The 24,474-nt window shown below is 73.5% G+C and carries 27 protein-coding genes; 16 read left to right on the top strand and 11 right to left on the bottom strand.

From position 1 onward, the window contains the following. Nucleotides 1-20: 20 nt before the first annotated feature. Genes LOK46_RS10340 through cobS form a run of 3 tightly spaced genes read right to left on the bottom strand, consistent with a single transcriptional unit; the run spans nucleotide 21 to nucleotide 1,807 of the window. Nucleotides 21-713, bottom strand: coding sequence for a retropepsin-like aspartic protease family protein (locus LOK46_RS10340; protein WP_273563680.1), 693 nt, complete (start codon nucleotides 711-713; stop codon nucleotides 21-23). Beyond that, nucleotides 710-922, bottom strand: a complete 213-nt coding sequence (locus LOK46_RS10335; protein WP_273563679.1) for a DUF1289 domain-containing protein — start codon at nucleotides 920-922, stop codon at nucleotides 710-712. Before LOK46_RS10335 ends, LOK46_RS10340 begins: the two co-directional genes overlap by 4 nt. A 51-nt stretch (nucleotides 923-973) precedes the next feature. Beyond that, entirely contained in the window at nucleotides 974-1,807 is an 834-nt protein-coding gene (gene cobS, locus LOK46_RS10330; protein WP_273563678.1) for an adenosylcobinamide-GDP ribazoletransferase, read from the bottom strand. A gap of 96 nt (nucleotides 1,808-1,903) precedes the next feature. On the opposite strand from cobS, the gene cobT reads away from it, so the two are divergent. Then, nucleotides 1,904-2,944, top strand: coding sequence for a nicotinate-nucleotide--dimethylbenzimidazole phosphoribosyltransferase (cobT, locus tag LOK46_RS10325; protein ID WP_273563677.1), 1,041 nt, complete (start codon nucleotides 1,904-1,906; stop codon nucleotides 2,942-2,944). 138 nt (nucleotides 2,945-3,082) lie between these two features. Here the strand turns inward: cobT and LOK46_RS10320 are convergent, their stop codons facing one another. After that, nucleotides 3,083-4,675: an ABC transporter substrate-binding protein gene (locus LOK46_RS10320; RefSeq protein ID WP_273563676.1), complete on the bottom strand. Its 1,593-nt coding sequence runs from the start codon at nucleotides 4,673-4,675 to the stop codon at nucleotides 3,083-3,085. 117 nt (nucleotides 4,676-4,792) lie between these two features. On the opposite strand from LOK46_RS10320, the gene LOK46_RS10315 reads away from it, so the two are divergent. From LOK46_RS10315 to queC, 4 genes are all read left to right on the top strand, one after another. After that, nucleotides 4,793-5,470, top strand: a complete 678-nt coding sequence (locus LOK46_RS10315) for a GntR family transcriptional regulator (RefSeq protein ID WP_273563675.1) — start codon at nucleotides 4,793-4,795, stop codon at nucleotides 5,468-5,470. A gap of 104 nt (nucleotides 5,471-5,574) precedes the next feature. Beyond that, nucleotides 5,575-6,528, top strand: a complete 954-nt coding sequence (locus tag LOK46_RS10310) for a dihydrodipicolinate synthase family protein (protein WP_273563674.1) — start codon at nucleotides 5,575-5,577, stop codon at nucleotides 6,526-6,528. A 101-nt stretch (nucleotides 6,529-6,629) separates the two neighbouring features. After that, nucleotides 6,630-6,986, top strand: coding sequence for a 6-carboxytetrahydropterin synthase QueD (gene queD, locus LOK46_RS10305; RefSeq protein WP_273563673.1), 357 nt, complete (start codon nucleotides 6,630-6,632; stop codon nucleotides 6,984-6,986). Further along, nucleotides 6,976-7,695: a 7-cyano-7-deazaguanine synthase QueC gene (gene queC / locus LOK46_RS10300; RefSeq protein ID WP_273563672.1), complete on the top strand. Its 720-nt coding sequence runs from the start codon at nucleotides 6,976-6,978 to the stop codon at nucleotides 7,693-7,695. The genes queD and queC overlap by 11 nt, the downstream gene beginning before the upstream one ends. Here the strand turns inward: queC and LOK46_RS10295 are convergent. Next, nucleotides 7,682-8,248, bottom strand: coding sequence for a TetR/AcrR family transcriptional regulator (locus LOK46_RS10295; protein ID WP_273563671.1), 567 nt, complete (start codon nucleotides 8,246-8,248; stop codon nucleotides 7,682-7,684). The genes queC and LOK46_RS10295 overlap by 14 nt on opposite strands. 159 nt (nucleotides 8,249-8,407) lie before the next feature. Here LOK46_RS10295 and LOK46_RS10290 point away from each other — a divergent pair, with 159 nt between their 5' ends. The 6 genes from LOK46_RS10290 to LOK46_RS10265 all read left to right on the top strand — a co-directional run bounded on the left by LOK46_RS10290 (nucleotide 8,408) and on the right by LOK46_RS10265 (nucleotide 13,768). After that, complete coding sequence (locus tag LOK46_RS10290; protein ID WP_273563670.1) at nucleotides 8,408-9,370, top strand: quinoprotein relay system zinc metallohydrolase 2; 963 nt, start codon at nucleotides 8,408-8,410, stop codon at nucleotides 9,368-9,370. Nucleotides 9,371-9,412: 42 nt separating this feature from the next. Next, a complete protein-coding gene (locus LOK46_RS10285; RefSeq protein ID WP_273563669.1) occupies nucleotides 9,413-10,267 on the top strand; it encodes a quinoprotein dehydrogenase-associated SoxYZ-like carrier in 855 nt (284 codons plus the stop codon). 2 nt (nucleotides 10,268-10,269) lie between these two features. Further along, nucleotides 10,270-10,866, top strand: coding sequence for a rhodanese-like domain-containing protein (locus tag LOK46_RS10280; RefSeq protein WP_273563668.1), 597 nt, complete (start codon nucleotides 10,270-10,272; stop codon nucleotides 10,864-10,866). An 81-nt stretch (nucleotides 10,867-10,947) separates the two neighbouring features. Next, on the top strand, nucleotides 10,948-11,766 hold the full coding sequence (gene panB / locus LOK46_RS10275) for a 3-methyl-2-oxobutanoate hydroxymethyltransferase (protein ID WP_273563667.1): 819 nt from the start codon (nucleotides 10,948-10,950) through the stop codon (nucleotides 11,764-11,766). 13 nt (nucleotides 11,767-11,779) lie between these two features. Further along, nucleotides 11,780-12,061: a DUF333 domain-containing protein gene (locus LOK46_RS10270; RefSeq protein WP_273563666.1), complete on the top strand. Its 282-nt coding sequence runs from the start codon at nucleotides 11,780-11,782 to the stop codon at nucleotides 12,059-12,061. Nucleotides 12,062-12,208: 147 nt separating this feature from the next. Next, a complete protein-coding gene (locus LOK46_RS10265; RefSeq protein ID WP_273563665.1) occupies nucleotides 12,209-13,768 on the top strand; it encodes a serine hydrolase in 1,560 nt (519 codons plus the stop codon). Nucleotides 13,769-13,777: 9 nt separating this feature from the next. Here the strand turns inward: LOK46_RS10265 and LOK46_RS10260 are convergent, their stop codons facing one another. Beyond that, nucleotides 13,778-14,773 (bottom strand): NUDIX hydrolase, encoded by a 996-nt coding sequence (locus tag LOK46_RS10260; protein ID WP_273563664.1) that lies wholly within the window; start codon nucleotides 14,771-14,773, stop codon nucleotides 13,778-13,780. 217 nt (nucleotides 14,774-14,990) lie between these two features. Here LOK46_RS10260 and thiE point away from each other — a divergent pair, with 217 nt between their 5' ends. The 3 genes from thiE to LOK46_RS10245 all read left to right on the top strand — a co-directional run bounded on the left by thiE (nucleotide 14,991) and on the right by LOK46_RS10245 (nucleotide 17,308). After that, nucleotides 14,991-15,713 (top strand): thiamine phosphate synthase, encoded by a 723-nt coding sequence (gene thiE, locus LOK46_RS10255; RefSeq protein WP_273563663.1) that lies wholly within the window; start codon nucleotides 14,991-14,993, stop codon nucleotides 15,711-15,713. Beyond that, on the top strand, nucleotides 15,710-16,525 hold the full coding sequence (gene thiD / locus LOK46_RS10250; RefSeq protein ID WP_273563662.1) for a bifunctional hydroxymethylpyrimidine kinase/phosphomethylpyrimidine kinase: 816 nt from the start codon (nucleotides 15,710-15,712) through the stop codon (nucleotides 16,523-16,525). Before thiE ends, thiD begins: the two co-directional genes overlap by 4 nt. Before the next feature lie 156 nt (nucleotides 16,526-16,681). Next, nucleotides 16,682-17,308, top strand: coding sequence for a helix-turn-helix domain-containing protein (locus LOK46_RS10245; RefSeq protein ID WP_020092335.1), 627 nt, complete (start codon nucleotides 16,682-16,684; stop codon nucleotides 17,306-17,308). A 7-nt stretch (nucleotides 17,309-17,315) separates the two neighbouring features. Here LOK46_RS10245 and LOK46_RS10240 read toward each other — a convergent pair whose 3' ends face one another. From LOK46_RS10240 to LOK46_RS10220, 5 genes are all read right to left on the bottom strand, one after another. Further along, the gene (locus LOK46_RS10240) at nucleotides 17,316-17,894 is read right to left on the bottom strand and encodes an ABC-type transport auxiliary lipoprotein family protein (RefSeq protein WP_273564577.1); all 579 of its coding nucleotides are present in this window, start codon (nucleotides 17,892-17,894) and stop codon (nucleotides 17,316-17,318) included. Between the two features lie 121 nt (nucleotides 17,895-18,015). Then, on the bottom strand, nucleotides 18,016-19,098 hold the full coding sequence (locus tag LOK46_RS10235; RefSeq protein ID WP_273563661.1) for an MlaD family protein: 1,083 nt from the start codon (nucleotides 19,096-19,098) through the stop codon (nucleotides 18,016-18,018). 122 nt (nucleotides 19,099-19,220) lie between these two features. Then, complete coding sequence (locus tag LOK46_RS10230; RefSeq protein WP_273563660.1) at nucleotides 19,221-20,030, bottom strand: ABC transporter ATP-binding protein; 810 nt, start codon at nucleotides 20,028-20,030, stop codon at nucleotides 19,221-19,223. A 10-nt stretch (nucleotides 20,031-20,040) separates the two neighbouring features. Continuing rightward, complete coding sequence (locus LOK46_RS10225; RefSeq protein WP_273563659.1) at nucleotides 20,041-21,195, bottom strand: ABC transporter permease; 1,155 nt, start codon at nucleotides 21,193-21,195, stop codon at nucleotides 20,041-20,043. Nucleotides 21,196-21,243: 48 nt separating this feature from the next. Next, on the bottom strand, nucleotides 21,244-22,419 hold the full coding sequence (locus LOK46_RS10220) for an MFS transporter (RefSeq protein ID WP_273563658.1): 1,176 nt from the start codon (nucleotides 22,417-22,419) through the stop codon (nucleotides 21,244-21,246). 150 nt (nucleotides 22,420-22,569) lie between these two features. Here LOK46_RS10220 and LOK46_RS10215 point away from each other — a divergent pair, with 150 nt between their 5' ends. Then, complete coding sequence (locus LOK46_RS10215) at nucleotides 22,570-23,853, top strand: hypothetical protein (protein WP_273563657.1); 1,284 nt, start codon at nucleotides 22,570-22,572, stop codon at nucleotides 23,851-23,853. Between the two features lie 106 nt (nucleotides 23,854-23,959). Next, nucleotides 23,960-24,400, top strand: coding sequence for a DUF1489 family protein (locus LOK46_RS10210; RefSeq protein ID WP_273563656.1), 441 nt, complete (start codon nucleotides 23,960-23,962; stop codon nucleotides 24,398-24,400). Nucleotides 24,401-24,474 lie beyond the last annotated feature (74 nt).

Genomic DNA, 24,474 nt, shown 5'->3' with positions numbered 1-24,474 from the left:
CGCCTTGCGCGGCGGCCCGGTCAGGGCCGGCGCAGGATCAGGCGGTCGCCCCGGACCTCGTAGCCGGACAGCCGCGACAGGAAGGTCTGGCCGAGGAGGTTCGCGGAGAGCGCGCCCGGCTTGGCCACCATGGCGTTGACCCGCCGCTCGGTGATGGTGCCGACGCTGAGCGAGTCGAGCTGGGTCGGCGCCGCGTAGGTGATGCCGTTGGCGGTGGAGACGCGGGCGGTGAAGTCGGCGGGCGCGGGCGTGAGCCCCAGCGCGGCGGCGTTCTCGGCGGTGAGCACGACGCTGCTCGCCCCGGTGTCGAACAGGAAGGGCTGAACCCGGCCGTTCACCTCGGCGTCGACCCGGAAATCGCCGTCCGCCCGCCGGGTGACGGTGACGGAGCCGTCGCCGCTCGAGGTCGCGCTCCCCGGCCGGAGATCGCCGAGCACGCGGGCGCCGACGTCCTGGATCCGGTCGCGGTAGCTGTAGCCGATCACCAGGGCGAGGCCGATCAGTGCCCAGGCCAGGAGGGCCTGCAGGTTCGCGCCGAGCCGCGCCGTGAATTGCCGCCAGAACCCGGCCACCACCAGGAGCAGGATCGTGCCGGTCCAGGCGAGGTTGGCCAATTGGTCGGGCCCGATCACGCCGCCGACGCTGTCGCTGCCGTCGCTGAGGACCAGGGCCACGAGGACCAGGGCGAGGGCCGCGAGGCCGAGATAGATCATGACGGCAGCGGCGCTTCGAGGGGCGTGAGCCGGGCGGCGCGCATCCGGGCGGCGAGCCCCGCCATCACGGCGCGGCGCTGCGCCTCCGACAGGGAGCCCCAGGCGGCGATCTCGTCGCGGGTCCGCCCGCAGCCGCAGCACAGGCCGGTCGCGGCGTCGAGGACGCAGACCTTGGTGCAGGGCGAGGAGGGTTTCGGCGCGGGCGGCATCGGTGATCCTTGGCCGGGGGATCGTGGCCGGGTCAAGACGGGCGGGGCCCGTCAATCGGCCACGCCCGCCGTCGCCGCCACCAGGGCCAGCAGGGCGGCGATCTCCGCGACCTGCTGGCAGGCACCGATGACGTCGCCGGTCTGGCCGCCGATCTTGGCGCGCGCCAGCCGGGTGAGGCCCAGAGCCGCGAGCCCGGCGCACAGGATCATCAGCGCGACCCCGCCGAGGGGCAGGCCGAGCGGCACGGCGCCGAGCGCCAGCACCGCGCCGAGGCCGAGCGCGGTGGCGAGGCTCGCCCGGCCCGGGCGGCCGACCGAGGCGGACAGGCCGCCCGGCCGCGCCGGCGCGAGCAGCACCATCGGGGCGAGGGCGGCGACCCGCGACAGGGCGGCCGCCAGGATCAGGCCGGTCACGGCCGCGTGGCCGATCCGGTCGAGGAGCGTCGCCAGGGCGCCGATCCGCAGGGCCAGCGCCAGGACCAGGGCCGCGCCGCCGTAGGCGCCGATCCGGCTGTCGCGCATGATCTCCAGGCGGCGCTCCCGCGTGGCGCCGCCGCCGAACCCGTCGGCGACGTCCGCGAGCCCGTCCTCGTGCAGGGCGCCGGTTGCCACCACGGCGACCGCCACCGCGAGGGTCGCGGCCAGGAACGGGCCGAGCCCGACCGCCCAGCCGGCCGCCAGCACCAGGGCGGCGGGCAGCGCCAGGATCAGGCCGGCCAGCGGCAGCATCCGCGGCAGAGTGGTGAAGTCGGGGCTGCGGTGCGGGTCCGGCTCGCCGGGCAGTTGCGGCACCGGCAGGCGGGAGTAGAAGCGCAGGCACCCGGCGAGGTCGTAGAGGGCACCGCGCCCGGGCCAGTCGGCCTCCCCGCCGGTCTGCCTGTCCATCGCGGCCTCTCGCATCCGCCCGCCACCGCGCCCCACCGCGCGCCCCTCCCGTATAGTCTCCCCGTCCGGAGGCGCCCACAGGAAATCATCGCCGCCATGACCGACCCGATGACCGCTCCCGAACCCGGCCCCTTCGACGACATCCGCAACCTTCTGAAGGCGATGCCGGGTCCCGACACGGAGGCGAAGGCCGCCGTCGCGGCCCGGGACGCGACCCTGACGAAGCCCGCGGGCGCGCTGGGGCGCCTTGAGAGCCTCGTGACGTGGCTGGCGGCGTGGCAGGGCAAGGCGCCGCCGACCTTCGACCGGCCGCTGGTCTGCGTCTTCGCCGGCAGCCACGGGGTCACGCGCCGGGGCGTCTCGGCCTTCCCGGACGCGGTCAACCGGCAGATGCTCGACAACTTCGCCGCCGGGGGCGGGGCGATCAACCAGATCTGCGCCGCTTACGGCCTCGGCTTCAAGGTGTTCGACCTCGCCCTCGACATGCCCACGGGCGACATCACGGAGGGGCCGGCCCTCGACGAGCGCGCCACGGTCGCCACCATGGCGTTCGGCATGGAGGCGGTGGCCGCCGGCACCGACTGCCTGGGCATCGGCGAGATGGGCATCGGCAACACCACGGTGGCGGCCGCCCTCTACGCCGCCCTGTTCGGCGGCGACCCCGCCCACTGGGTCGGGCGCGGCACGGGCGTGGACGGGGACGGCCTGTCCCGGAAGGTCGCGGCCGTGGAGGCGGCGCTCAGTCACCATGCCGACCACCTCGACGACCCGCTCCAGGTCCTGGCGCGCCTCGGCGGCCGGGAGATCGCCGCCATGGCGGGCGCGATCCTGGCGGCCCGGCTGCAGCGCATCCCGGTGGTGATCGACGGCTACGTGGCGACCGCCGCCGCGGCCGTGCTGCACGCCGCCGACCCGAGGGCCCTCGACCACTGCCTCGCCGGCCACGTCTCGGCGGAGGGCGTCCACGCCGAGGTGCTGGAGCGGCTCGGGCTGGTGCCGCTGCTGGCGCTCGGCATGCGCCTCGGCGAGGCCTCGGGCGCCGGCATGGCGATGGGCCTGCTGAAGGGCGCGCTCGCCTGCCACACCGGCATGGCGACCTTCGCGCAGGCCGGCGTGTCCGAGAAGGGCGCGGGCTGACGCCGCAGGGGCATCCGAGACGCCGCGTCTTTGCCAGCGCAGCGAAGCAACCCAGGGCAGCGGGACGTCGGCAAGCGTAGCGTCGCTGGATTGCTTCGCTGCGCTCGCAAAGACGGACGGTCTTCTGGCCGGCCGTGATCAGCCGGTCTTCTCGATGTTCCAGAAGAACTGCACGGGCGCCATGACCATGCCCTTGAGCTTCGCGCTGACCGCCATCGGCTGCTGCACGAGGCCCGCGGGCGCGTAGGGCACGACCTCGAAAGCCCGCTCCTCGATGCGCGCGGCGAGCGCCTTCTGCTGCGCCTCGTCGCTGGTGGCGATCCACTCGCTGCGCAGCGTCTCCAGGGTCGGGTCGTCCGGCCAGCCGAACCACGCCGCCTGACCGTTGGCGCGGATCAGCGGGTGCAGGGCCGGGTTCAGCACGTCCGCCCCCGACCAGAGGGTGTGGAACAGGGACCAGCCCCCGCCATCGACCGGCCCGCGGTTGCCGCGGCGGGCGATGAAGCTGCCCCAGTCGGTCGAGACCAGATCGACGTTCATGCCGAGCTGCTTCAGCAGGTCCTGGGTCACCAGCGACTGGTTGTAGGCGATCGGCTGGTCGGCGGGGGCCAGGAGCACCACGCGCTCGCCCTTGTAGCCGGCCTTGGCCAGCATCGCCTTGGCCCTGGCGAGGTCCGCCTGCATGGCGGCCGCCCCGCCGGCCCCGGTCGACATCGGCGAGCCCGGCGTGAAGAAGGTCTTGGCCTCCCGGTAGTATTCGGGGCTGCCGACCACCGCCTGCATGTAGTCGTCCTGCTTCATGGCCATCATCACGGCCCGGCGGATCTCGGGATTGTTGAACGGCGGCTGCGTGTGGTTGAACCGCATCAGCAGGATCAGCCCGAGCGGCACGTTGCGGATCTCGATCCCCGGCTTGCCCTTGAGGACCGGGATCAGGTCGATCGCCGGCTGCTCGTACCAGTCGACCGCGCCCTGGATCATCGCGCCCACCGCGGCCGAGGCCTCAGTGATGGCGAGCCACTCGATCCGGTCGACCTTGGCGACCTTGCCGCCGGCGGCCCAGGAGGGCGCCTCCTCGCGGGGTCGGTAGCCCGCGTGGCGGGTGTAGATCGCGTTCTGGCCGGGGATCCATTCCCGCGCCTCGAAGCGCCACGGCCCGGAGCCCGTGGCGTCGGCGATCGGCTTGGACGCGTCCTGGAGGGCGACGCGCTCCGGCATGATGAAGGGCACGTTCGAGGACAGCTTGCCGAGCGCCGCCGGGAGCAGCGGGAACGGCTTCTTCAGCGCGACGGTGAAGGTCCGCGCGTCCTCCTGGCCGTACCCCTCCACGAAGCCCGCCAGGGTCTGGCCGAACGCGTCCCGCTTGGACCAGCGCGCGATGGACGCGATGCAGTCCTTGGCCTCGACGGGGGAGCCGTCGTGGAACGTGAGGCCGTCGCGGAGATGGAAGGTCCAGCGCAGGCCGTCGGGCGCGGTCTGCCACTCGCTGACCATCTGGGGCTGGATGCGGAAGTTCTCGTCGGTGGCGAACAGCGTGTCGTAGACGAGATAGCCGTGGTTGCGGATGACGTAGCTCGTGGCGACGATCGGATCGAGGGACGGCAGGGGCGTCGACGGGATGAAGCGCAGCACGCTGCCGCCGCCGGGCTGGGCCCGGACCAGGTGCGGGAGGCCGAGGCCGGCGGCCGCACCGGCGGTTCCGGCCAGAATCTGGCGGCGGGAGAGCGTCATCGCGGGCACCCTTGTCCTGATCGAGCCCGTTGCCCGATTGATTTTATACAATTTCAGCACCGGAGCTCCGCCGTCAAGGGTCCTGCGGAGCGCCCGGAGCCGACCGGGAGCGAGACGATGAAGAACCGGACCATCGCGGGGTCGATCGGGACCGAGATCCGGCGGCGCATCCTCGACGGCCGCTACCCGGCCGGCTCGCAGCTCCGCCAGGACGGCCTCGCGGCGGAGTTCGGGGCCAGCCGAATCCCGGTGCGGGAAGCCCTGTTCCAGCTGGAGGCCGAGGGCCTCGTGCGCATCCTGCCCCACCGCGGGGCCATGGTGGCGCCGCTCTCGCCGGCGGACGCGGCGGAGGCCCTCGAGCTCCGGGGCGCCCTCGAGCCGCGCCTCCTGGCCCTCTCGGCGCCCCGCCTGACCGACGACGACTACGCCCGGGCCGACGCCCTGCTGGAGGAGTACGCCGCGGCGCTGCGAGCCGGCGCGACGGCGCGCTGGGGCGCCCTCAACACGGAGTTGCACCTCCTCCTCTACGGCCGCGCGGAGCGCCCCCGCGCCCTCGGGCTGGTCGGCTCCCTGCTGGCCGAGTGCGACCGCTACACGCGCCTGCAGCTCTCCACCGACAGCGCGGAGCTGGAGCGGGCCGACCGCGAGCACCGCGAGATCGTCCGGCTGTGCCGGAACGGCCACGCCTCGGCCGCCTGCGCCCTCCTGACCGACCATATCGACCACGTCGCCGCCGCGCTGATGGCGTTCCTCGGCGCCGCGCCGGTCCCGACCCGCTCGACCGAGATTGTATAAAATCCTTGCCAGACCTGCGCGTCGCTGCCATGGAGAGGCGTGCCGCCCCGCGAGGCCCGCAAGGCCGCCCGGGACGATCCCACCTCCCAGCAGGCGAGCCGGCGATGGCCTTCGATCGACACATCTTCTCCGGCACGATCCCGGCCCTGATGACGCCCTGCCGGCCGGACCGGACGCCCGACCTCGACGCTCTCGCGCGCAAGGGGCGGGAACTCGTCGATGCCGGCATGTCGGCGGTCGTCTACTGCGGCTCGATGGGCGACTGGCCGCTGCTCACCGACGAGGAGCGGATGGCGGGCGTCGAGCGGCTGCTCGCGGCCGGCGTGCCGGTGATCGTCGGGACCGGCGCCCAGAATCCGAAGCGGGCCGCGGCGCTCGCGGCCCACGCCAAGGCGGCCGGCGCCCACGGCCTGATGATCATCCCGCGGGTCCTGTCGCGCGGCAGCTCGGCCGCGGCCCAGGAGGCGCATTTCGGCGGCATCCTGGAGGCGGCCGTCGACCTGCCGGCGGTGATCTACAACAGCCCCTATTACGGGTTCGAGACCCGGGCGGACCTGTTCTTCCGCCTGCGCGCCCGCTACCCGCACCTCGTCGGCTTCAAGGAGTTCGGCGGCGCCGCCTCGCTCACCTACGCGGCCGAGCACATCACCGGCCAGTCGCCCGACATCACCCTGATGGTCGGGGTGGATACCCAGGTGGTGCACGGCTACGTCAATTGCGGCGCCCGGGGCGCCATCACGGGCATCGGCAACGTCCTGCCGCGGGAGGTGCTCCACCTCGTCGGCCTGTGCGAGAAGGCCGCCGCGGGCGACGTCCGGGCCCGGCGCCGGGCCGAGGAACTCGACGCCGCGCTGGCGATCCTGTCGAGCTTCGACGAGGGGACCGACCTCGTCCTCTACTACAAGCACCTGATGGTGCTGGAGGGGAACCCGGAATACGCGCTCCACTTCAACGCCACCGACGCGCTGAGCGCCGGCCAGCGCCACTACGCGGAGACGCAGCTGCGCCTGTTCAAGGCGTGGTACGCGCAGTGGTCGGAGGCGGGCGCCGGGGCCTGATCCCCGGCCGAGCCGCCGAACGCAGGGCAGCCCGCCTTTGCGCGGGACCGCCCGTCGGCGCTATGGCGGGGGCGAGATCGGCCTTACCCGCGAACCCTCCCATGAAGATCACCCAAGCCTTCACCTTCGAGGCGGCCCACCGGCTGCCGAACGTGCCCGAGACCCACCGCTGCCACCGGATGCACGGGCATTCCTACCGGGTCGAGCTGACGGTCGCTGGCCCGGTCGATCCCCATACCGGCTGGGTGATCGACTTCTACGACATCGAGTCGATCTTCGGGCCGCTGCTCGCCCGGCTCGACCACCACTGCCTCAACGAGATCGAGGGGCTGGAGAACCCGACCGCCGAGAACATCGCCGCCTGGATCTGGCAGCGCCTCCGGCCGGACCTGCCGGGCCTCGCGCTCGTGCGGGTCGCCGAGACCCCGATGTCTTGGGCCGAGTACGATGGCGCGTGAGACCGCGATCGCCGGCGACCGCGCCGCGCTGGTGCTGTTCTCCGGCGGCCAGGATTCGGCCACCTGCCTGGCCTGGGCGCTGGACCGGTTCGACCGCGTCGAGACCCTCGGCTTCGACTACGGGCAGCGCCACCGGGTCGAGCTCGACCGCCGCGCGGCCCTGCGCGCGGGCACGACGGCCCTCGATCCCGCCTGGGCAGCCCGCCTCGGCGAGGACCACACGCTCGCCCTCGACGCCCTCGGGCAGGTGTCCGAGACGGCGCTGACCCGGGAGGCCGCGATCGGCTACGAGGCGTCGGGTCTGCCCAACACCTTCGTGCCCGGCCGCAACCTCGTGTTCCTGACCTTCGCGGCGGCGCTCGCCTACCGGCGGGGGCTCCGGCACGTGGTCGGCGGCATGTGCGAGACCGACTATTCCGGCTACCCGGATTGCCGCGACGACACCATCAAGGCCCTGCAGGTGGCGCTCAATCTCGGCATGGAGCGGCGCTTCGTGCTGCACACGCCGCTGATGTGGCTCGACAAGGCGCAGACCTGGGAACTCGCCGAGAGCCTCGGCGGGCGGGCGCTGGTCGACCTGATCGTCGAGGAGAGCCACACCTGCTACCTCGGCGAGCGCGGGCAGCGGCATCCCTGGGGCTACGGCTGCGGGACCTGCCCGGCCTGCCGCCTGCGGGCGGACGGCTACGCCCGGTTCACTGCGGCCTGAGGCCGTCGACCAGCACCGCCAGCGTCCCCCGGAAGGCGTCGGGGCTCGCGAACAGGCGCTCCATCAGGAGCGCCCCCTCCAGGGTGGCGACGACGTAGCGGGCGAGCGCCGCAGGATCCGCGCCGCCGCGCACGCTGCCGTCGGCCTGGCCCGCGCGCAGGATGCCCTCCAGCCACGCGAGATGGTCCGCGAAGAAGGCCGCGATGTCCCGGCGCAGGCGCTCGGGCAGGGCCTCGCCCTCGATGGCCAGCGCCACGCAGAGGCAGCCGAGCCCCTGCTCGACGCCGCCGAGATAGAGCCGCCCGTAGGCCTCGACCCGGCCGGGCCCGTCCGGCACGTCCCGGCGGATCACCTCCAGGGCCGCGGCGTAGCGCGCCGCGTAGGCCGCCACCAGGGCGGCCCCGAGATCGACCTTGGTGGGGAAGTGGTGGTGGATGCTCGCCTTGCGGATGCCCACCGCCGCCGCGAGGTCGGCGTAGCTGAAGCCGGCGAAGCCGCGGCCCCGCACCAGGGTCTCGGCCTGCATCAGCAACTCGGCGCGGGTATCCCTCATCGCGGCGATCGTCGCTCCAAACTCGCCCCCATCATCGCACGAAATCACGCGAACGTGCGGCCGCTTCGGAGACCGGCTCCCGGCGGCCCCTTGACGGACCGGTAATCTACCTACTTAATGGTAGACAATCAAGAATGGGCAAGATCGGGAGGTTTCGGCATGACGGCACCCGCCGTCCATCCGCGGACGCAGGTCGCCGGGCCGACGCGGCGGCACGCCCTCTTCGCGGGTCTCTGCCTGTGCTGCCTGCCGACGCTGGGCCGCGCCGCCGAGAGCTTCACGATGGAGGAGGTCGGGCCGGGCCTGTACGTGCGCAAGGGCCTGATCGCCGACGCCACTCCCGACAACGCCGACGCCATCGCCAATATCGGCTTCCTCGTCGGCAGGACCGGCGTGGTGGTGACCGAGTCCGGCGGCAGCCTCGCCGACGGCCAGTGGCTGCGCGCCGAGATCGCCAAGCGCACCGACAAGCCGATCACCCACGTGGTTCTGACCCACGTCCACCCGGACCACGTCTTCGGGGCAGGGGCCTTCGTCCAGGACAAGCCGGTCTTCATCGGCCACGCCAAGCTCACCGAGGCCCTGGCGGCCCGGGGCGAGTTCTACCGCAAGCGGCTGGTCGATCTGCTCGGCGAGGACCGGACCGGGCCGGTGGTCTACCCGACGATGACCGTCGCCGACACGGCCGAGATCGACCTCGGCGACCGGCGCCTGACCTTCACGGCGCACGGTCCGGCGCACACCACCTCGGACCTGTCGATGATCGATTCCGGCAGCGGCCTGCTGTTCCCCGCCGACCTGCTGTTCGTGAACCGGATCCCCTCCCTCGACGGCAGCCTCAAGGGCTGGCTCGCCGAGATCGAGCGGCTGAAGGCCATGGGTCCCGCCCGGGCCGTCCCGGGCCACGGCCCCGTCGCGGTCGACCTCGCCCCGGCGCTCGCCGACCTCTCCGGCTACCTGACCGCCCTGCGCGACGGCACCCGGGCGGCGATCGCCAAGGACGTGCCCATCGAGAAGGCCGTGACCAGCGTCGCGGCGGACCAGCGCGACAAGTGGGCCCTGTTCGACACCTACAACGGCCGCAACGTCACCGTGGCCTACCAGGAACTCGAGTGGGAATAGGTTTTTAGGATCCCCATATCCAAGCCAATCGGGAGGCACGCCATGACGCACAGGATCGGACAGACCTTCATCGGACAGACCTTCTCCACCCTCGCCCTCGGCCTCGTCCTGGCGACGACGGCCCTGTCGGGACCGCTCGCCGGCGCGGCGCGGGCGGCCGGCGCCTCCGACACCGATCAGGAGCGGGCGGCCCGCTGGCAGGAGATCGCCAAGTCGATCTTCGGCGACCGCCAGATCGCCCCGACCGACAGCCTCGTGAAGATCGAGGCGCCCGCCCGGGCGCTCGACGCCGCCCTGGTGCCGATCACCCTGACCATGCCCAAGGACGGGCAGATCAAGGCGGTCTCGCTGATCATCGACGACAACCCGGCGCCCTACGCGGCCAAGTTCGAGTTCGGGCCGGCCGCCGACCCGGCCGAGCTGAAGCTGCGCGTGCGGGTCAACAACTACACCGACATGCACGCCGTGGTGGAGACGACGGACGGCAAGCTCTACGAGGCCAAGCAGTTCGTGAAGGCCTCCGGCGGCTGCTCGGCCCCGATGGGGATGAGCGACGAGGAGGCCATGAAGGGCATGGGCGACATGCGCATGAAGTTCGCCGAGACGGCGGCCGGCAAGCCCGTCGAGGCGACGCTGATGATCCGCCACCCGAACTTCTCCGGCATGCAGATGAACCAGGTGACCCGCGACTACACGCCGGCGCGCTACATCGACAAGCTCACCGTCTCGGCGGGCGACCGGACGGTCTTCACCATGACGGGCGACATCTCGATCGCGTCGAACCCGGTGATCAACTTCGCGTTCAAGCCGGACGGCAAGCCGATCCAGGTGGCGGCCTCCGACAACCAGGGCGGCCAGTGGCAGCACAGCTTCACCGCGCCGAGCCCGACGAACTGACCATGCGGCGCCTCCTCCTGACCGGCCGGGCCGCGGCGGCCTGCGCCGCGCTCCTCTGCCTCGCCGCGGCGCCGGCCGATTCGCCGGTCAACGTGCCCGAGCCGGAGGGGCTCTACGCCGGGCCCCCGAAGGGCTACACGCCGCCGACCCTCAAGGGCGCCGCGGTGGTCGACGCCGACGCCGTCGCCGCCCTGATCGCCGGCCCCGACAAGCCGGTGCTGCTCGACGTGGCGGCGCCGGACCGCAAGCCGTCGAACTTCCCGGAGGGCCGCCTCTGGTTGCCGGTGCATCCGTCGATCCCAGGCGCCGTCTGGATGCCGGAGGCCGGTGCCGAGCCCCTGGCGCCGGCGCGCGAGGCGCTCTTCTACGCCCGCGTCGCGGCGCTGACCGGGGGCGACACGGCGAAGCCCGTCGTGGTGTTCTGCCACGTCGAGTGCTGGGGCAGCTGGAACGCCGCCAAGCGGCTGGTGCTGAAGGGCTATACCGGCGTGCGCTGGTTCCCCGAGGGCGTCGAGGGCTGGCAGGAGATGCACGAGACCGCGAACCTGACGGTCGATCCGGACTGGAAGGCGGGCGCCGAGCCGCAGGCGGGGCGCTGACCCGCATCGCCGGGCATTGTAAGAGACGCCGCGGAACGAGGCCCGCGCCGCGTGCCGAATGGCCGGAATGAGGTCTGAACCATGTCGCAGGTCGTGCAGTCCCGACGGCTCCGGGCGGTCGATATCGGCAAGCGCAAGGCCGAGGGGCGCAAGATCATCGCGCTCACCGCCTACCACGCCCACACGGCCGGTATCGTCGACCCCTATTGCGACTTCATCCTCGTGGGCGATTCCCTCGGCATGGTGATGCACGGGATGGAATCGACGATCCCCGTGACCCTGGAGATGATGATCCTCCAGGCCCAGGCGGTGATCCGCGGCACGCAGAAGGCGCTGGTCGTGGTCGACATGCCGTTCGGCTCCTACGAGGCGAGCCGGGAGCAGGCCTTCCTCAGCGCCTCCCGGGTTCTCAAGGAGACCGGCGCCGGCGCGATCAAGATGGAGGGCGGCGCCCATTTCGCCGAGACGGTGGCGTTCCTGGTCCAGCGCGGCGTGCCGGTGATGGGCCATATCGGCCTCACCCCGCAGGCGGTGAACACGATGGGCGGCTTCAAGGTCCAGGGCCGGGCCCCCGACGACGAGCGCCGCCTCCTGGAGGATGCCCGCACCATCTCGGAGGCCGGCGCCTTCGCGATCGTGCTCGAGGGGATCGTCGAGCCGGTGGCGCGGGCGATCGCGACCTCCCCCCAGGTCACCGCCGCCACGATCGGCATCGGCGCCTCGGCGGTCTGCGACGGCCAGATCCTGGTGCTGGAGGACATGCTCGGCCTGTCCGAGCGCACCCCGAAATTCGTTCGCCAGTTCGGGAGCCTGCGGACCCACATCGAGGACGCCGTGAAGGCCTACGCGGACGAGGTCCGGGCCGGGCGGTTCCCGGCCGACGACCACACCTACGGTTAGGGCAGGGCGGCCCATGACGCGCATGATCGGACCGTGGAGCGCGCCCGCCGCGTGGCCTGTCCGCGCGCTCGCGGTCTGCACCGCCCTTGCCGGATCGGGGCCGGCCCTCGCGCTGGAGAATCCGGCCTCGGCCTTCTGCGCGACGATGGGCGGGCAGACGATCCTCGCGAAGCTGCCCGATGGCGGCACGGTCGGGCTCTGCGCCCTTCCGGGGCGGAAGATCGTCGAGGAATGGACGCTGTACCGGATGCTCCACGGCGTGAAGCCGGCACCCGACGCCGACCCGTTCCGCTAGTCAGGCCCGGCTCCCGAACAGTCTTCGTCCGTGTCCGTCGGGCCGGCTCGCGCATTCGGCGCGCGGCCCGTGGCGGCGCGATTGATTTCGCCGGCCCGACGATGCCACTCTCAAGGTCCGAGCTCTCCCGCACAGGATCGACGACTCATGCAGCGGGCCCGATCGCGCCGGCGCCTCGTCCGCGCGTGCCTCGCCCTCGGCCTGATCGCGGCCGGGCCCGGAGCCGGGTCCGCCGGGACGCTCACGCGGGCGCAGGTCGAGGCGCAGCTGCCGGCGCTGGAGGCGCTGGCGCAGCGGGCCGTCGACGCGGGCGCGGTGCCGGGCCTCGCGGTCGCGGTCGTCCTCGGCGACGAGACGCTCCTCCTGAAGGGATACGGCCTCAGGCAGGCCGGGAAGCCCGAGCCGGTCGGCCCCGACACTGTCTTCCAGATCGCCTCGCTGTCCAAGCCCGTGACCGCGACGATCGTGGCGGCCCTGGTGGGCGACGGGGTGGTCGACTGGGATTCGCGCGTCGCGGATCTCGATCCCGCCTTCCAGCTGCGCGAGGCCTACCCGACCGCGCAGGTCACGGTGCGCGACTTCCTCAACCATCGCAGCGGCCTGCCGGGGACCGCCGGCGACGACCTGGAGGCCATCGGCTTCGGCCGCGACGCGATCCTGCACCGGCTGCGCCTCGCGCCGCCCGCCTCCAGCTTCCGCGCCGGATACGCCTACAGCAATTTCGGCTTCACCGAGGGCGCGGTCGCCGCCGCGAAGCCGACCGGCCGGCCCTGGGAGGCGGTGGCCCGGGACCGGCTGTTCCGGCCGCTCGGGATGACCGCCACCGGCACGACCCACGCGGAGTTCCTGAGCCGGTCCGACCGCGCGGCGCTCCACGTCCGGGTCGGTGGCGTCTGGACCGCCGCGGTCGAGCGCAACCCCGACGCGCAGGCCCCGGCCGGCGGCGTCAGCGGCCCCGTCCGCGACCTCGCGCGATGGCTGCGGCTCGTGATCGGCAACGGCCGCTTCGAGGGCGCGCAGCGCGTCGCGGCCGCGGCCCTGGCGCAGACGCACGTCCCGCTCATGGCCCGCGGCCGCAACCCCGTGACCGGCGGCGCGTCCTTCTACGGCCTCGGCTGGAACGTCGAGTACGGCCGCCACGGCCTCGTCTGGGGCCACGCGGGCGCCTTCAGCGCCGGGGCGCAGACGCTCGTCTCGATCCATCCGGAGGCCGGTCTCGGGATCCTCGTCCTGACCAACGCCTTCCCGTCCGGCGTGCCGGAAGGGCTGGCCGACAGCTTCGCCGACCTCGTCTTCGACGGCCGCGTCGGCCGGGACTGGGTGCAGGCCTGGGGCGCGGCCTACGAGAACCTGTTCGCGCCGGGCATCGCCGCCGACAAGGCGGCCTACGGCACGCCGCCGGCGCCGCCCGCCGCGCCTCTGGCGCTCTCGGCCTACGTCGGGCGCTACGCGAACGCCTATGTCGGCGAGGCCGTGGTGGCGGAGGCGGACGGCGCCCTGACGCTGACGGTCGGCCCCGCGGGCGCGCGCCGCTACCCCCTTCGGCACTTCGACCGCGACCTCTTCCTCAGCTTCCCGGACGCGGAGGCGCCCGACCGCCCCTCCGCCGTCCGCTTCGCCATCGGGAGCGACGGCCGGGCCGCCGCCCTGACGGTCGACGCGCTCGACGCGAGTGGGGGGCTCGGCACCCTCGCGCGGCGGGACTGACCGCCGCCGTCACCCCGCGCGCCGCGACGGCAGCCGCAGGCCCGGGGCCGGGCGCTCCAGCAGCACCTCCCGGCGGAAGCGCACCAGCCGCGCCGGTCGGCCGGCGGCGCCACTGGTGACGCTCTCGGTCTCCTCGACCAGCCCCTGCTGGGCCACGAGGCGCCGGAAATTCTGCTTGTGCAGCTGCGTTCCCGACAGGGCCTCCACGGTCTTCTGCAGCTGCAGCAGGGTGAATTCCGGCGGCATCAGCTCGAACACCACCGGGCGGTACTTGATCTTGCCCCGGAGCCGGCCGATCGCGGTCGCGAGCACCCGCCGGTGGTCGAACGCCATGGGGACGCCGGTCGGGTCGTTCGGCAGGGCCGGGCCGGGATTGCCCCGCGCCTCCGGGATCAGCCCGGCCTCGAACAGCAGCTCGTAGCGCTCCAGGACGCGCTCCTCGTTCCACGTGCCGCCGTTCATGCCGAAGGTCAGGCCGAGGCGGTCGAGGCGGCGGGTCCGCGTGGCGCAGTCCTCGGGCTCGGACGCCCAGGCGGCGAGCCGCGCCTCGATGGCGTCGAGCTGGCGCGGGCGCCCCTGCCGGAAATCCTCGTAGGGCAGGTAGCGGTACCAGTTCTGCCACGCGGCCTCGGCGATCCCCGCCGGCCGCTCCTCGCGGACGAGCGCCAGGTAGGCCACCGAGAGCGAGTGCACCCCCGACACGGTCGCCGTGCCGGAGCGGTCGCGGTCGCCGAAGGTGTAGAGCTGCTCCACGTAGCCGAGGCGCTGGTGCGTCTGCCGCTCGACCCAGGCGCGCAGGCCCCGCTCCAGCGTCGCGTGCTCGGGGACGAGGGGGCCGGCCGGCAGGCCGTCGCCGCGGCCGGGCGCCTGGTCGGGGACCCGGATCGTCAGGGCGCGCGGCTCCCCCTTGGTCGCGGCGACGATCACCGCGACGAGGCCTACGGAGGAGCGCTCCGGCGGGGCCTGCCCCCCGCGCGCGTCCGTCTGCGCCGCGGCACCCTTCATCGTTCCTCGACCGTCCGTCCCCCGGGCTGCGCCGTAGCGGATCCCACCTATAGGGGGACAGGATCGCCGCGCGTCAACGCCGCCGTACGACGGAGCGGGAGGCCCCGTCGACGCACCGCTTTCCACCGGCCGCTTGCCAACGCCGCGAGGCCTGCCCAAACAGGGCCCCGGGAGGGCCGGCACGGGGCCGGCCGAGGCGGACCGAGCGACGACAGCGATGCCAGCGAGCGCGACTTCCCCCGCGACTTCCCCCGCGACCGGCAGCCGGGCCGTCGACCTGCGCCTCTACGGGCTCCTCGATGTCGGCGTCTGCGGCGCCGACGGGGCGCGGCTGGCGGAGCTCGGCGCCGAGGCGGTGGCGGGGGGCTGCACCCTGCTCCAGTACCGCGAGAAGGACATCGCCGATGCCCGCGCCGCCCTGGCGCGGATCCGGGCGATCCTGGCGGCGGTGGACGGCCGCGTCCCGGTCCTCGTCAACGACCGCGTCGACCTCGCCCTCGCGGCCGGAGCCGACGGGGTGCATCTCGGCCAGGGCGACCTCCACCCGGCCGACGCGCGCCGGCTCCTGGGGGAGGGCGCGATCATCGGCCTCACCCTGAAGAAGCCCGCCCAGGCCGACGAGCTGTACCGGCTGCCCGTCGACTACGCCTGCATCGGCGGCGTGTTCGCCACCACCAGCAAGGACAATCCCGACCCGCCGGTGGGCCTCGACGGCTTCGCCAGCATCGCCTTCCGCGCCCGCCTCGCCCGCGGGGCCGGCCTGCCGCTCGGCGCCATCGCGGGGATCGGCCTCGACAACGCCGCCGCGGTGGTCGCCGCGGGGGCGGACGGGGTCGCGGTCATCACCGCGCTGTTCGGCGCGGAGTCGGTGCGCCAGCGCGCCCGCGACCTGCGCGCGCGGATCGACGGCGCCCTGGCGGAGCGGGCCGGCGCCCGATGAGCGGCCCCGCGCCCATCGCGGTCACGATCGCGGGCTCGGATTCCGGCGGCGGCGCCGGCATCCAGGCGGACCTCAAGACCTTCTCGGCGCTGGGCGTCTACGGCGCCAGCGTGATCACGGCGCTGACCGCGCAGAACACGACCGGCGTCCAGGGCATCCACGACGTGCCGGCGGAATTCGTCGCCCGGCAGATCGACAGCGTGTTCTCCGACCTCGCCGTGAGGGCCGTGAAGATCGGCATGCTGTCGCAGACCGCGGTGATCGCCGCGGTCGCCGAAGGCCTGGCGCGCCACGCCGGGTCGATCCCGGTCGTCCTCGACCCGGTGATGGTCGCCACCAGCGGCGACCGGCTGATCACCGACGCCGCCGTGGCGACGCTGCGCGAGCGGCTGCTGCCGCGGGCCGACCTGATCACCCCCAACCTGCCGGAGGCCGCGGTGCTCCTCGGCGAGCCCGTCGCCGCGGACGCGGCGGCGATCGTGGCCCAGGCGCGCCGGCTCGTGACCCTCGGCGCCCGGGCGGTGCTGATCAAGGGCGGCCACGGCACGGGGCGCGAGAGCATCGACCACCTCGTCACGGCGGACGGCGCCCTGCGGACCCTGTCGGCGCCGCGGATCGCGACCCGCAACACCCACGGCACCGGCTGCACCCTCTCGGCCGCGGTGGCGGCGGGCCTCGCCCAGGGCCTGGCGCTGCCGGAGGCGGTGGCGGAGGCCAAGGCCTACCTCACGGCCGCCCTCGCGGCGGCGGACAGCCTCGCGGTCGGGACGGGGCACGGGCCGGTCCACCACTTCCACGCCGTCTGGTCCTAGGCCGGCCCCGGGCCGATCACGGGCCGATCACGGGCCGATCACGGCTGGCGCTTTCCGGTGCGCACGCCGCCCGCCGCCTTGCAACCGGGCGGCGATTGCGTTTGAAGAAGCGCACGATCGTTCGGATAACGGAACGGTGCAGGCGGATCGGGGACGATGCAGGATCAGGCGGAACGGCCCGACCGGGCGCGCGGGCGCGACCTGCTGACCGGCGCGCAGGTGCTCTCCGGCCAGCTCGGCAAGACCATCCAGCGGTTGCGCAAGGCCTACAACCTGTCGCTCTCGGAACTCGCCGAGCAGTCCGGCGTGGCCAAGTCGATCATCAGCCAGATCGAGCGCAACGAGACCAACCCGACGCTGGCGACGATTTGGCGCCTGTCCCAGGCCCTCGACGTGTCGATCGAGCGGGTGCTGGCGGCCGGCGACGAGGAGCCGTTCATCGAGAAGACCTCCCGGGCCGACACCCCGATCCTCGTCTCCGAGGACGGGAAGGTGCGGCTGGCGATCATCGGCTGGCTCAAGACGATCGAGTGGCTGCAATGGTACGAGGTCACGGCCGATCCGGGCGGCGTCCTCGACTCGGACCCGCACCAGCGCGGCTCGGTGGAGTCCCTCTCGGTCACCGAGGGGGCGTTCGAGGTCGAGATCGGCGGCGTCGTGCAGCGGGCGCGGGCCGGCGAGACCCTGCGCTACCGCTGCGACCGGCCCCACCTCGTGCGCTGCACGGACGGCCCGGCCCGGGCCACCATGGTGGTGATCATGAAGGCCGCCGTGATGGAGTGAGGCGGCCTCACCGCCCGCTGTTCACCCAGCGCACCACGTCGGCCAGCACGATGCTCAGCGCCTGATCGAGGGCGCGGGCGCCGCTGCCGGCATCGATCTTGGACACCGGCACGCGGGCCGTGAAGATCCGCGCCGCCGCCACCTTGCCGGTGCCGTCGGCCACGAGCTTCAGCGACAGGTCGACCACCGCCTCGCCGGTCCCGGACTGCACGTCGAAGGCCCGGATCTCGCTGATCAGCTGGTAGTCGGCCACGACCTTGTCGCCGGGCCGGCTCACCGAGCGGAGCCGCCCGGAATTCTCCAGGCTCTGGATGAGCCGCGTCTGGATCAGGCGCGGCAGCCGGTCGGCCCACTGGCCGCCGCCCAGGAACGACAGGGCGCCGCCGTTCTCGCGGACGATGATCCGGTCGGCCTCGAAGGGCTGGATGCTCACCGGCTCGGAGACCGCGATCGAGCGGCCGGCCGCGATCGGCCGCCCCGCGGCCGGCAGCGCCGCGAGGTCGAAGGTGAGAGGCGCCGCGCCGCCGCAGCCGCCCAGGAGGGCGGCGAGCAGCGCGGCGGCGGCGATGTGGGACGAGCGGACCATACGCATGACCTGAAGGACCCCGCCGGCGAACGGCGGAGCTGTATAAGCTATGCGGTTAAAACTAATCCGCTGCGGCATCCGTGCCGTGCGCCGGGACACATCCGCCCGGCGACGCGGCATTTCACCGGCCACCGTTGTATTCAGGCAACGAAGGCTTGCCGCCGAAGATCACCTGGCTCGGGTCGCGCTCCAGGCTGCGCACCGTGCGGTTGAGGGTGCTCAGGGTCCGCTGCCCGTCTCCCGACAGGGCCTCGACCTCCCGGCGACCGGTGCCGCTCAGCCGGCCGAAGTTGGACGAGATGCTGGCGGTGCGCTTGTCGAGGTTCTCCGACATGGTCCGGAACGCCTTGCCGGCGTCGCGCACCGAGATCGCCGCCGCGCGGATCTCCGTGAAGGTGCTGGAGCCCTCCTGGCCGGAGGCCGAGCCCAGGAAGCTCTGGGCGCCGTTGAGCACCGCGTCGATCTTGTCGGCCGAGGCGCTGAGCTTGCCGGCGAGCAGCCGGGCGTCGTGCAGGCCGGCCTCGATGTCGGGGCTGGCCTTGGACAGGGCGGCCGAGAAGCGGTCGGCGTTGTCGATCACCCGGCCGAGCTTGGCCCCGTCCACCGCCTTGACCAGCGCGGAGATGTTCGGGCCGGCATCGGCCAGCGTCTTCGAGAAGGTCTCGACGTTGGTCAGAGACCGGTTGATCGCCCCCTCGTTGGCGGAGACGAGCCGGTCGAGGCGGGCCAGCATGTCGTCGGCCCGCTGCGCCACCTGGCGGGCCAGCGCCATCATGTCCTGCATGTCGGAGGAATCGGCGAAGATCGTCGGCGGCTCGCCGTTGGCCATCGGGGTCAGCACCGGCGCGTCGGCGTTGCCGCCCGACAGGGAGATCACCGAGACGCCGGTGAGCATCGCCGAGTCGAGGCGGGCGCGGGTGTCGGCCCGGAGCGGGGTCGCGGGATCGACCTTGATCGTGGCGAGCACCCGGCGGGGATCCTGCGGGGCGAGGCGGATATCGGTGACCTCGCCGACCTTGATGCCGTTGAAGTTCACGCTCGAGCCGCGCGACAATCCCCCGACCGAGCCGGAGAAGACGATGCGGACGAGCTGGCTGACCTGCCGCGACGAGCCGCCGGAGAGCCACAGCACGGTGCCGAAGCCCGCCAGGATGACGGCGATCGTGAAGGCCCCGATCAGGGCGTAGTTCGCGCGGGTTTCCATGCGCTCAACCTGCGGTTCTGGCCGGCGGAGATCCGGCCGGGCCTGGAGCCCCAGCTCCCGGAGGGGAGCAGGGCGGGATCTGGGTGGGACGGCGGCGATCGGGCATCGGATCAGGCACGGGATCAGGCATGGGCCGAGGCGCCGCCCGTCGCGATGGTCCGGGCGCGCTTGCCGTGGAAGTACGAGCGCAGCCAGGGATGGTCGCTCGCCAGCATCTCGTCGATCGTGCCGGCGGCGATGATCTGGCCGTCGCCGAGCGCCGCGATGCGGTCGCAGGCGGTGTAGAGGCTGTCGAGGTCGTGGGTGACCATGAACACGGTCAGCCCCAGCGTCTCCTTGAGGGTCGAGACGAGGTCGTCGAACTCGCCCGCGCCGATCGGGTCGAGGCCCGAGGTCGGCTCGTCCAGGAACAGGATCTCGGGATCGAGCGCCAGGGAGCGGGCGAGCGCCGCGCGCTTGATCATGCCGCCCGACAGCTCCGACGGCAGCTTGTCGGCGGCGTCGGGCTTGAGGCCGACCATCTCGATCTTGAGCCGGGCGAACTCGTCGAGCAGGCGCTCGGACAGGTTCAGGTGCTCGCGCATCGGCACCTGGATGTTCTGCTTGACGGTGAGCGCCGAGAACAGGGCGCCCTGCTGGAACAGCACGCCCCAGCGCTGCTCCATCCGGCGCCGCTCGGCGTAGGTCAGCTCGTCGACGTCGCGGCCGAACACCTCGATGGTCCCGGCGCGCTTCGGGTTGAGGCCCAGGATCGTCCGGGTCAGCACCGACTTGCCCTGGCCCGAGGGCCCGACGAAGCCCAGGATCTCGCCGGGGCGGATGTCCAGGCTCAGACCTTTCAGGATGTTGCGGTCGCGGAAGCCGACCACGAGGTCGCGCACGCGGATGATCGGGGCGGGGCCATTCGGCGAGGCGGTCATCGGGGCATCCATCGCGGCGGCCTCAGAAGTCGATCGCGGCGAAGAACACCGCGAACAGGCCGTCGAGGACGATGACCATGAAGATGGACTTCACCACCGACGCGGTGACGTGACGGCCGAGCGATTCCGCGGAGCCCTCGACCGCGAAGCCCTCGATCGTGGCGATCACCCCGATGGTCAGCGCCATGAACGGCGCCTTGATCAGGCCGACCATGACGTGGTGCACGCCCACCGCCGCCTGGAGCCGGACCAGGAACTGGTCGAGGGTCAGGCCGCCGTAGAGCATCGCGGTGAGGCCGCCACCGGCGAGCGCCGCGAGGTCGCCGATCAGCGTCAGCATCGGCAGGCCGATCATCAGCGCGAGCACCCGGGGCACGATCAGGATCTCGACGGGGTCGAGGCCCATGACCCGGAGCGCGTCGACCTCCTCGCGCATGCGCATGGAGCCGATCTCGGCGGTGATCGCCGAGCCCGAGCGGCCCGCGACCATGATCGAGGTGAGCAGCACGCCCATCTCGCGCAGGATCAAGAGGCCGATCAGGTTGACCACGAAGGTCTGGGCACCGAAGCGCTGGAGCTGGAAGATGCCCTGCTGGGCGACGATGCCGCCGACGAGGAACGAGATCAGCACGATGATCGGCGTGCCGTTGAGCGCCACCTGCTGGATCTGGTTGATCAGGGCGTTGCCGCGGAACGTGCCCGGCCGCAGGGCGACGCGCCCGCAGGCGGCGATCAGCTCACCCAGGAAGGCGAGGGCGGTGACGAACTCGTGGCCGCCCTGCACGGTCCGGCGCCCGGTGGCGTCGAGCAGGCCGACGACCGGCCCGTGCCGCCGCGGCGGCGGCGCGTCCGGCTCGCGCAGCCGGACCTCGCCCAGCAGGGTGCGGTGCTCCGGGCGGGCGCCGAGATAGGTGAGGGCGCTGCCCGCCTGCTCGATCTCGGCGCGGGTCCGCTCCAGAACCCAGGCGCCCAGGGTGTCGAGGCGCTCGATCCCCGACAGGTCGACCGCCACCGGCCCGGCGCGGCCGGCCGCCGCGATGCGCGCGGCCGCGGCCTCGACGGTCGGGGCCTGGTCGGCGGTCCAGCGGCCGTCGAGCGCCAGGCGGCCGTCGGCCGACCGGTCCCGCAGCGCGGCGCCGGCCAAGGCGCCGGGAACAGTGCCCTCGCTCAGCAACACCCATACTCCTCGATAGAGGCACCACCCTGCCCGGCGGTTATGACGACATTACGGTTGACGATCCGTCTCCAACCTCACCCCCAGCGCGCGGCGGGAGGCCAGGGCGAGGCCCAGGCCCGCGGCGGCGAGCGGCGCCATCAGCAGGAAGGCGAGGGGGCCGCCGGCCCGGTAGGCGACGCCGCTCCCCAGGGTCGCGACCACCGAGATCCCGGCATTGACCGCGCTGAGGGTACCCTGCGCCCGGCCCCGCGCGCCGTCGGGGGCGTAGGCCGAGACCGCCGCCATGGCGCCGAGCTGGGTCGCCCCGAAGGTCAGGCCGTGGAGGCACTGGAGCGGCACCAGCGCGGCGAGGTGATCGCCGAGGAGGTACATGCCGATCGCCCGCAGGATCGCCGCCACGGCCCCGGCGCCGAGGAGCCGCACCGGGCTGCGCCAGGCGGCCGGCAGGGCGGGCAGGCCGGCGAACAGGGCGATCTCCGCCAGGACGCCGATCGCCCAGAGCGCCCCGACCCAGGTCGGCGGGATGCCCTGGCCGGTCCAGTAGATGCTGCCGAACCCGTAGATCGCGCCGTGGCTCGCCTGGATCGCGGCCGCCGCGCCGATGCACAGCCAGAGCCGCGCCGGCAGCCGCTTCCGGCCGTCGCCCTCCGCCGACGGCGGCAGGGCCGCCACCGCGCGGCTGCGCCACGCCACCAGCGCCGCGCCGAGGGCGAGGCCGGTCAGGAGCAGCGGCACGGCGAGCCGGCCGCCGAGCGCCGTCAGCAGCACCCCGCCCGCGAGGTTCGCCAGCAGGAACGCGACGGAGCCGGCCATCCGGATCCGCGAGTAGGTGAGGCGGGTATCCCGGCGCACGGCCGCGAGCGTCAGGTAGTCGATGCAGGGCACGAGCGGCGCGCCGGCGACCGCGTTGAGCACGATCAGCCCGGCCAGCAGCGGCCACGCGGTCCCGGCCGCGGCGGGCATCAGCGCGTAGGTCAGGCTCAGGGCGAGGCTGCCGAGCAGGATCAGCCGCCGGGGCCCGAGGCCGCGGTCGAGGAGGCTCATCAGCGGCGCCGTGGCGGCGATCCGCGTGGCGATCGGCAGGGCGAGGAGGACGCCAATCACCCGGGCATCGAGCCCCAGGGCGTCGAGCCAGAGGGGCATGAACGGCATCGCGATGCCGATCTCGGTGAACACCACGGCGTAGAGCAGCGACAGGCGCGCCGGGCCGGACGGGCGGGGCAAGGCGGGTCTCGACGAGCGGGCTGGGGGACGGAGGCGGGAGCGGGAGGGCGTCCGTAAGCGCCCGTTAAAGGGCCTCTGTCAAATTCGCGGCGATTGGCGCGCACCGGGGCGGGCCGCCCCCGCGCCCGCATCGAGCGTCCAGAGAGGCCCATGTTCGGTTCCGTCACCCCGAGCGCGCACGCTTCGGCCGAGTACGAGGCGATCGAGGCGACGATCAGCGCCAGCGAGCGCGGCCGCTGGTTCCTCGCCGAGTACGCCCGGCGCAACCGGGGTGCCGAGACCGAGGTGCTGCTCGGGGCGATCGCGCGGCTGGAGCGGAGCGTCACCGCCGACCGCGGGCAGGAGGCCTTCGGGCACCTGCGCGGCAACCTCCTCGACATGGCCGACGCGATCAGCCGGACCAAGGGCGAGATCGCGGCGCTCAACGCCCCGAACAGCGACGAGACCCGGCTGACGCAGGCGTCGCTCGCCCTCGACGCCATCGTGCGCGAGACCGAGCAGGCGACCTCCGACATCCTCAGCGCCGCCGAGTCGATCCAGGAGGCGGCCTGGACCCTGCGCGAGCACGGGGCCGACGCGCAGGCCTGCGACGCCCTCGACCGCCACGCGACCGCGATCTACACGGCCTGCTCCTTCCAGGACCTGACCGCGCAGCGCACCGCCCGGATCGTCTACACCCTGCGCTACCTGGAGGACCGGGTCTCCGCGATGATCGCCATCTGGGGCGAGGACGCGGTGCGGGTGCCGCCCCACCGGGGCGCGCGGCCGGCCGGCGAGCCGGCCGATCTGAACCAGAGCGACATCGACCGCTACATCGCCATGGACGTGCCGGCCGTCACGGTGGCGGCCCTCGTGGCCCGCCCCGGCAGCCCGGCGCTGCACGAGGACCTGATGTTCCTGCCGGTCCCGGAGGAGGCCCGGGCGCCGGAGGCCGAGACTGTGGCCGAGACTGCGGCCGAGACTGCGGCCGAAGCGCCGGCCGAGCCGGAGCCGGTGGCGGAGGTCGAGCCCGACGCCGTCTCCGAGCTGGTCGGACTGGCCGCGCTGGGGGACGCGCTGGGGGACGCGCCGGAGGCCGCGCCGGCGGGCAACCTGGACGCTGGCGCGAAGACCGATCTGGACACCGACTGGGCGGTCGATTTCGAGGCCGTCCCGGAGACGGTGCCGGAGCCGGCTCCGGAGGCCGCCTCCCCCCCTGTCGCCGACTCGTCCGCCGAGGCCGCGCCGGAGCCCGACGCCGCGATCGAGGACAGGTTCGAGGAGACGTTCGAGGAGGATTTCGCGCAGGACATCGCGCGGGACGTGGCCGACCTCACCTGGGGCGAGACCGTCGCGGCGGCCCCCGAGCCGGCGATGCCGCCGGAGGAGCCGGCCCTGAGCTTCGCCGAGATCGACGCGCTGACGCCGGAGCAGCGGCTCGCGCTGTTCGCCTGACCGAGGCCGCCCGGGACCCGCCGCCGACGCCGCGCACCGGGAAGGCGCGCCGCGGCGCGGACCCTGCTATCAGGGGCGCCCCCGGCAACCCCGAGCACGCGCATCCGTGGCCCTGCACCTGATCAAGCTCTGCGTCGGCCCCGCCACCATCGCCGATCTCGAGGCCCGGCAGGCCCGGTTCCGGGAGGAGGCGCTCCGGGACGGTCGGCCCGCGGCCCCGTTCCACGTCACCCGCACCCTGCCCAAGCGCCACCGGGAGATCACCGGCCACGGCTCGATCTACTGGGTGATCCGCGGGACGCTGTCCTGCCGGCAGGCGATCACCGCGATCGAGCCGCTCACCGACGCGGACGGCATCCCGCGCTGCCGGCTGGTCTTCGATCCCCGCCTCGTCCCGGTGGCGCCCCGGCCCTACCGGCCGTTCCAGGGCTGGCGCTACCTCACGGCGCGCGACGCGCCGGCCGATCTCGGGGCCGAGGCCTCGGGGGACCTCGCCGAGATGCCCGAGGCCCTGCGGCGCGAGCTCGCCGGCCTCGGCCTGCTGTGAGGGCGGGGCGGCGCCCGCGCCGCACGGCCCCGCGCCGCACGGCCCCGCGCCGCACGGCCCCGCGCGCATAACCT

The organism is Methylobacterium sp. NMS14P (assembly GCF_028583545.1).
In the GTDB taxonomy this organism is placed as follows: Bacteria; Pseudomonadota; Alphaproteobacteria; order Rhizobiales; family Beijerinckiaceae; genus Methylobacterium.
This window is presented reverse-complemented; position numbering and strand designations above follow the sequence as displayed.